Origin of the sequence: Tepidimonas sp., assembly GCF_036825565.1 — a bacterium.
Taxonomy (GTDB): Bacteria; Pseudomonadota; Gammaproteobacteria; order Burkholderiales; family Burkholderiaceae_C; genus Tepidimonas.
In genome coordinates this window covers 23,660-29,874 of the sequence record NZ_DAISXZ010000020.1, presented here as the reverse complement: position 1 = coordinate 29,874, position 6,215 = coordinate 23,660, and the positions used below count along the sequence as shown (strand labels likewise).

7 protein-coding genes are annotated in these 6,215 nt (G+C 70.2%); 2 read left to right on the top strand and 5 right to left on the bottom strand.

The window, feature by feature from the left end:
- Positions 1-556, top strand: a 556-nt coding sequence (locus V7026_RS04610; protein WP_334154112.1) for a CNP1-like family protein, incomplete at its 5' end; no start/stop codon positions are given.
- A 33-nt stretch (positions 557-589) separates the two neighbouring features.
- On the opposite strand, the gene proB is transcribed toward V7026_RS04610, so the two are convergent.
- The 4 genes from proB to rplU all read right to left on the bottom strand — a co-directional run bounded on the left by proB (position 590) and on the right by rplU (position 3,631).
- Positions 590-1,798: a glutamate 5-kinase gene (proB, locus tag V7026_RS04605; protein ID WP_334154111.1), complete on the bottom strand. Its 1,209-nt coding sequence runs from the start codon at positions 1,796-1,798 to the stop codon at positions 590-592.
- 28 nt (positions 1,799-1,826) lie between these two features.
- A complete protein-coding gene (gene cgtA / locus V7026_RS04600; RefSeq protein ID WP_334154110.1) occupies positions 1,827-2,936 on the bottom strand; it encodes an Obg family GTPase CgtA in 1,110 nt (369 codons plus the stop codon).
- A 111-nt stretch (positions 2,937-3,047) separates the two neighbouring features.
- A complete protein-coding gene (gene rpmA, locus V7026_RS04595; RefSeq protein ID WP_334154109.1) occupies positions 3,048-3,305 on the bottom strand; it encodes a 50S ribosomal protein L27 in 258 nt (85 codons plus the stop codon).
- A gap of 14 nt (positions 3,306-3,319) precedes the next feature.
- On the bottom strand, positions 3,320-3,631 hold the full coding sequence (rplU, locus tag V7026_RS04590; protein WP_068606890.1) for a 50S ribosomal protein L21: 312 nt from the start codon (positions 3,629-3,631) through the stop codon (positions 3,320-3,322).
- Between the two features lie 162 nt (positions 3,632-3,793).
- Here rplU and V7026_RS04585 point away from each other — a divergent pair, with 162 nt between their 5' ends.
- A complete protein-coding gene (locus V7026_RS04585) occupies positions 3,794-5,008 on the top strand; it encodes an MFS transporter (protein WP_334154107.1) in 1,215 nt (404 codons plus the stop codon).
- A 47-nt stretch (positions 5,009-5,055) separates the two neighbouring features.
- On the opposite strand, the gene V7026_RS04580 is transcribed toward V7026_RS04585, so the two are convergent.
- Positions 5,056-6,162, bottom strand: coding sequence for a YeeE/YedE family protein (locus V7026_RS04580; RefSeq protein WP_334154106.1), 1,107 nt, complete (start codon positions 6,160-6,162; stop codon positions 5,056-5,058).
- Positions 6,163-6,215 lie beyond the last annotated feature (53 nt).

Sequence of the window (6,215 nt, the reverse complement as noted above, 5' to 3'; positions counted from 1 at the left end):
CTCCCCAACCTCCTTCTCTGCCCTCGCCCCCACCGGATGCCGGCCGCGCCCGGCCGGCGGACTGCTGCTGGCTGCGCTGCTGCTGGGGGTTGCGGCCGCCGGGGCCCAGGCGCAACTGCTGACCGACCCCAACCGCGAATGGCGCGAGGCCGATGCGCCGCCGCCCCCTCCGCTGCGGCAGGACGGCTTGGTACCGTTCGTGGTGTCGGTCAACAGCCAGCTGCGCTTTGGCGTGGACCCGGCCTCGGTGACGCTGGGCCCGGATGGGGTGATCCGGTATGTGATCGTGGCGCAGAGCGCCAGCGGCGCGCTCAACGCCTGGTACGAGGGGCTGCGCTGCACCACCGCCCAGGTCAAGACCTACGCCCACTGGAATCCCGGCCCGCCCGGGGAGTGGCGCCCCAACCCCGGTGCCGAGTGGCGCAACCTGGGCGGGGAGTTTGCCTCCCGCCCGGCTGTGGCGCTGGCGCGCAATGGCTTTTGCGACGGCCCCACCCCCAACGGGCGGCCGGCAGACATGCTGCGCGCCCTGCGCGTCGGTAAGCCCGAGCGTTGACGGTGCGTCCGGGGGGCGCCCGCCGGCGCCGGATCAGCGCAGGGTGACCACCAGGTTGTCGCGGTGGATCATCTCGGGCTCGGCAGCATAGCCCAGCAGCTTGTCGAATTCGGCGGAGGAGCGGCGGCAGATCAGCCGCGCTTCGGCCGCGGCATAGTTGGCCAGCCCGCGGGCGATTTCGCGCCCGTCGGGCGCGCGCACCGCGATCACATCGCCGCGGTGAAAGTCGCCTTCCACGGCGGTCATGCCGATAGGCAGCAGGCTCTTGCCCTCTTTGACCAGCTTGTCCACGGCGCCAGCGTCCACCGTGACCGCGCCGCGCAGTTGCAAATGGCTGGTCATCCAGCGCTTGCGGGCCTGCTGCTTGGGGGCGTCGGCCACCAGACAGGTGCCGATCGGCTCGCCGCCGATCAGGCGCAGCAGCACGTCCGGCTCGCGCCCCCATGCAATCACGGTGGACGCGCCGGAGCCGGCCGCGCGCTTGGCCGCCAGGATCTTGGTGATCATGCCACCGGTGCCCACGCGGCTGCCCGCGCCGCCGGCCATAGCTTCGAGCAGCGGATCGCCGGCGCGGGCGACGTGCACGAATGCCGCCGCCGGGTCCTTGCGCGGATCGGCAGTGTAGAGGCCACGCTGGTCAGTCAGGATGACCAGCAGGTCCGCCTCGACCAGATTGGCCACCAGCGCGGCCAGGGTGTCGTTGTCGCCGAACTTGATTTCGTCGTTGACGACGGTGTCATTTTCGTTGATGACGGGCACCACGCCCAGGGCCAGCAGCGTCAACAGGGTGGAGCGGGCATTCAGGTAACGCTCGCGGTCGGCCAGGTCGGCGTGGGTGAGCAGCACCTGGGCGCTGCCCACGCCCTGCTCGCGCAGCTTGGTCTCGTACATCTGGGCCAGGCCCATCTGGCCGACGGCAGCGGCGGCCTGCAGCTCATGCACCTCTTTGGGGCGAGTGGTCCAGCCCAGGCGCTTCATGCCCTCGGCGATGGCGCCGCTGCTGACCATGATGACCTCGCGCCCATCGCGCACCAGGGCCGCGAGCTGACGGCTCCACTGGCCGATGGCCGTTTCGTCCAGGCCCCGGCCTTCGTTGGTGACGAGGCTGGAGCCGACCTTGACCACGATGCGCCGCGCGCCGCGCTGCACCTCGGCCTGCGCGCGGCTCGGGGTGGCCAGTGCGCTGGCGGGAGCGGCCCTGTCCACGGAGCGGGCGTCGGCGCTGGTCAGGTCGGTCGTCATGGTCGTCAGGCGAGGGGGGAGAAAGGGGTCAGGCGCGAAAGCGCGGATCGTCGGTGGCGGGGGTGTCGGCATCCCGCCGCGCCGCGTCGAAGCGCGGGTCCACCTCCACCGGGGGCGCCTCGGCCTCGCGCTGCGCCACCAGCTGTTCGTAGACTTTTTGCATCAGCCGCTCACAGCCCTCGCGCGTCAGGGCCGAGATCTCGAACACCGGGCCCTTGAAGCGCAGGCGGCGCACGAAGTCCCGCACGCGCTGCTCGCGCTCCTCGGCCGGCACCATGTCCAGCTTGTTGAGCACCAGCCAGCGCGGCTTGGCCGCCAGTTGGGGATCGTACTTTTTCAGCTCCGCGACGATGGCACGCGCCTGGGCGACCGGATCGACCGTGTCGTCGAAGGGCGCCATGTCCACGATGTGTAGCAGCAGCCGCGTGCGCTGTAGGTGGCGCAGAAACTTGTGGCCCAGACCGGCGCCCTCGGCCGCACCCTCGATCAGCCCCGGCACGTCGGCGATGACGAAGCTCTTTTCCGGCCCGACGCGCACCACGCCCAGATTGGGGTGCAGCGTGGTGAAGGGATAGTCGGCAATCTTGGGCCGCGCGTTGGAGACGGCCGCGATCAGCGTGGACTTGCCCGCATTGGGCATGCCGAGCAGGCCCACGTCGGCCAACACCTTGAGTTCGAGCTTGAGGCTGCGGCGCTCGCCCGGGCGCCCCAGTGTCTTTTGGCGCGGCGCGCGGTTGGTGGAGCTTTTGAAGTGCAGGTTGCCGAAACCACCGTCGCCGCCCTTGGCGATCAGCTCTTTTTGCCCGGGCTGCAGCAGCTCGAACAACACCTGACCGGTCTCGGCATCGCTGATGACCGTGCCGACCGGCATGCGCAGCACGATGTCCTCGCCCTTGGCGCCGAACATGTCGGAGCCCTTGCCGTGCTCGCCACGCTGCGCTTCGAAGCGGCGCGTGTAGCGGTAATCGACCAGGGTGTTGAGGTTCTCGTCAGCCAAGGCCCAGATGTGGCCACCCCGGCCGCCGTCGCCGCCGTCGGGCCCGCCGAATTCCTTGAACTTCTCGTGCCGGAACGAGGCGCAGCCGTTGCCCCCGTCGCCCGCAGCAACGTCGACATAGGCTTCATCGACGAACTTCATGACGGCTCCTGCGCCGATCGCAAAACGACAAGGGCCCGCAGCGCGGGCCCGTGCCGGAATGGCCTGCAGCCGGCCGTGGCCCCGGGGGATGATGCCCCCGCCACGCCTGCGTCAGGCCGGAATGACGTTGATCACCTTGCGGTTGAGCGCGCCCTTGACGGCGAACTCGACCTTGCCCGCCACGGTGGCGTAGATGGTGTGGTCCTTGCCGATACCGGTGCCGGTGCCGGGGTGGAACTGGGTGCCGCGCTGACGCACGATGATCGCGCCGGCGCTGACGTCCTGGCCGCCGAACACCTTCACACCCAGCATCTTGGGCTTGGAGTCGCGGCCGTTACGGGTGGAGCCGCCGCCTTTTTTCTGTGCCATGGTGTGTCACCTCGTCAGACGTTGATCGAGCCGATCTGCAGCTCGGTGAAGTTTTGGCGATGGCCCTGGCGCTTTTGGTAGTGCTTGCGGCGGCGCAGCTTGAAGATGCGCACCTTCTCACCCCGACCATGCGACACGACCGTGGCCGTGACCGTTGCGCCGCTGACCAAGGGGGTGCCCACCCGGATGTCCGCGCCGTTGCCGACGGCCAACACCTGGTCGATCACGATCTCTTGGCCTACGTCCGCAGCGATCTGTTCTACTTTGATTTTTTCGCCGGCAGCGACGCGATACTGCTTGCCACCGGTTTTTATGACCGCGTACATAGGAGTCCTCTTTGCTGGATGTACCGGCTTTTGCGGCCGGCAAAACACTCGGCAGCGTGGTTCCGCCGAACCCATAATTGTACAGACAAGCGCGGCCGTGTGCCAAGCCCACGGCGCCCGCGCCCTGCCCTAACCCTGGCCTTCCGGCCGCCGTCGTTCACCATGACCCTTGCCGCTGCCACCCCGTCCCGTCGGGGGCTGTTCGTGATTTTTGGCTCGACCTTCTTCGAGCTGGTGGGCTACTTCATGCTCACGCCCTGGCTGATCCTGCGCCTGACCGAGCAGGGAGCCCCGACGGCGCTGATCGGGGTGTTTGCCGCCAGCGCCTGGGTGGGCATTTTGCTGGTCACGCCATTTGCCTCGGCGCTGACGCGCGCCTTGGGGCGACGCCCGGGGCTGTGGCTGTCGGGGGCCGTGCCGGTGCTCGCGGGCATCGGCTATGGCCTGCCGCTGGAGGGCTCGGCGGCGCTGGCGCTGTGGTTTGGGCTGAAAGTGCTGGCAGGGATGGCTTCGGGCCTGCGCTGGGTGTTGGCCGAGGCGCTGGTCGCCGAATTCGCCCCCACCCATCTGCGGGGACGCGCCGTCGGGCTGTTCGAAACGATGGTGGGCGCCACCTTCGTGATCGGGCCGATGCTGCTGGCCGCCGTCGGGCCGTCCAGCCCCACCGCCCTGTGGCTGTCGGTGGCGCTGCTGGCGGTGGGGTTGGCGTGGGCGTTCTTCGTCCCCGCGCTGCCGCCAGAGGCGGATGCGCACGAGGCCCACGTCGGCTGGCGCGGCGTGTGGACGGCGCTGCGCGCCCACCCCGTCATCATGGCGGCGGGCTTTTGCGGCGGCTTTTTCGAAAGCGGCCTGACCGCCATCCTGCCGCTGTACGGATTGGCGCTGGGCTTGGGCGCCGCCGCGGCTGCCCTGCTGGTGTCGGCCAGCGGGCTGGGCAGCTCGGTGTTGATGCTGCCGGCCGGGGCACTGGCTGACCGGCTTGGCCGCCAGGGTGGCCGACGCGGCGGCGCGGGTGGGGCCCGTCTGCAGCTGATGCGGGGGTGCGCGGCGATCACCCTGCTGGCCACGTTGGTCATCCCGTGGGTGGCTGGCACGCCATGGCTGGCGTGGCCGGTGGCCTTTTTGTGGGGCGGGGCCGGGGGGTGTCTCTATACCCTGGCCATGATCGACATCGGGGCACGCGAGCGCGGGGTGACGCTGGTCAACAGCACGGCCGTGCTGGTGATGGCCTATACCTTGGGCGGGGTGCTAGCCCCGTCGCTGGCCGGCGCCGCCCTCCAATGGGCCCCGCGCGCGGGCTTTCCGGCGCTGCTGCTGGCGGTGGCGCTGGCGTGTCTGGTGCTGCTGGCACGGGCACGGGCCAGCCACCGGCTGTAAGCCCGTTGCCGCGGCGCGGCGGGCGGTTTAGGACGCAGCGGGGCTTCTCAGGGCGCGCGGGCCATGTCGGCGGCCGCGCCACCGGTCGGCACTGGCTTGGCCCGGGGTTGCGGGCGGTCGATCAGCCGGTCGGCGATGCCCCCGCCGACCCACATGCCCACCAGCGTCAGCCACGCCGTCACCGCAAAGATGGCGCCCCCGGTCATGCCGGCGCCGACCGCGCAGCCACCCGCCAGCATCGAGCCAAAACCCATCAGCATCGCGCCGACGATGTAACGCGGCATGGTGTAGGCGCCGCCGAAGCCCTCCAGCTTCCACTCGCGCCCGACCAGCGCGCCGGCCAGCGAGCCGACGAACACCCCCGGCATCAGCCCGAGGCCGAAGGTCCACGGCTTGTCCGACTCGGCCAGCACGCGCATCAGCCATTCGGCCGACGGACCGCTGAAGGTCATGCCCTGGATCTGCACCGGCTCGAACGAGTGCGCCACCACCTGGTAGCTGAACCCCCACGCCAGCGCCACCATCAGCCCGGTTGCGGCGCCGCCGACCCACTTCCAGAAGCTCCAGCCACTGCGCACGGCAAACCACAGCGCCGCGGCCATCCACACCAGCCCGAACAGCAGACCGACCTCGGGGCCGCCGCCCAGCAGCGCCAGCAGATCGCGCGCGGGGCCACCGTCCACCACCCACCAGCTGCCGATGGCCTCGCGCCACGGCGCCAGCGCCCCGGACAGCGAGGCCTGCGCCGTCACCGCGAAGATCAGCCCCGACAGCAGCGCGCGCAGGTTGCCATTGGCCGACAGCACCAGCAGCCGGCTGGCGCAGCCGCGCGTCATCACCATGCCCAGGCCGAACAGCAGTCCACCGACCAGCGCGCCCGACAGGCTGCCGCGCGCAGCGAGCTGGCGCGCGCTGGAGACGTCCAGCCAGCCGAGCAGGATCATGCCCTGCACCGCCACCACGGCGGTGGAAAACGCCAGCAGCCACACCGCCAGCTTGTCGCCAAAGCGGCGGTGCCAGAACTCGATCACCGCGGCGCGCAGGCAGAACTTGGAGCGCTGGCCGAAGAAACCAAACCCCAAGCCCAGCATCAACCCGCCCATGGCCAGCACGGCCGGCTCACCCCAGCGCTCGATCCATGCCGCCATGTCCATGGCTGCCCTTTCAACGGTCTATCCAAATAGACCGATATTGCAAGAACGGGCGC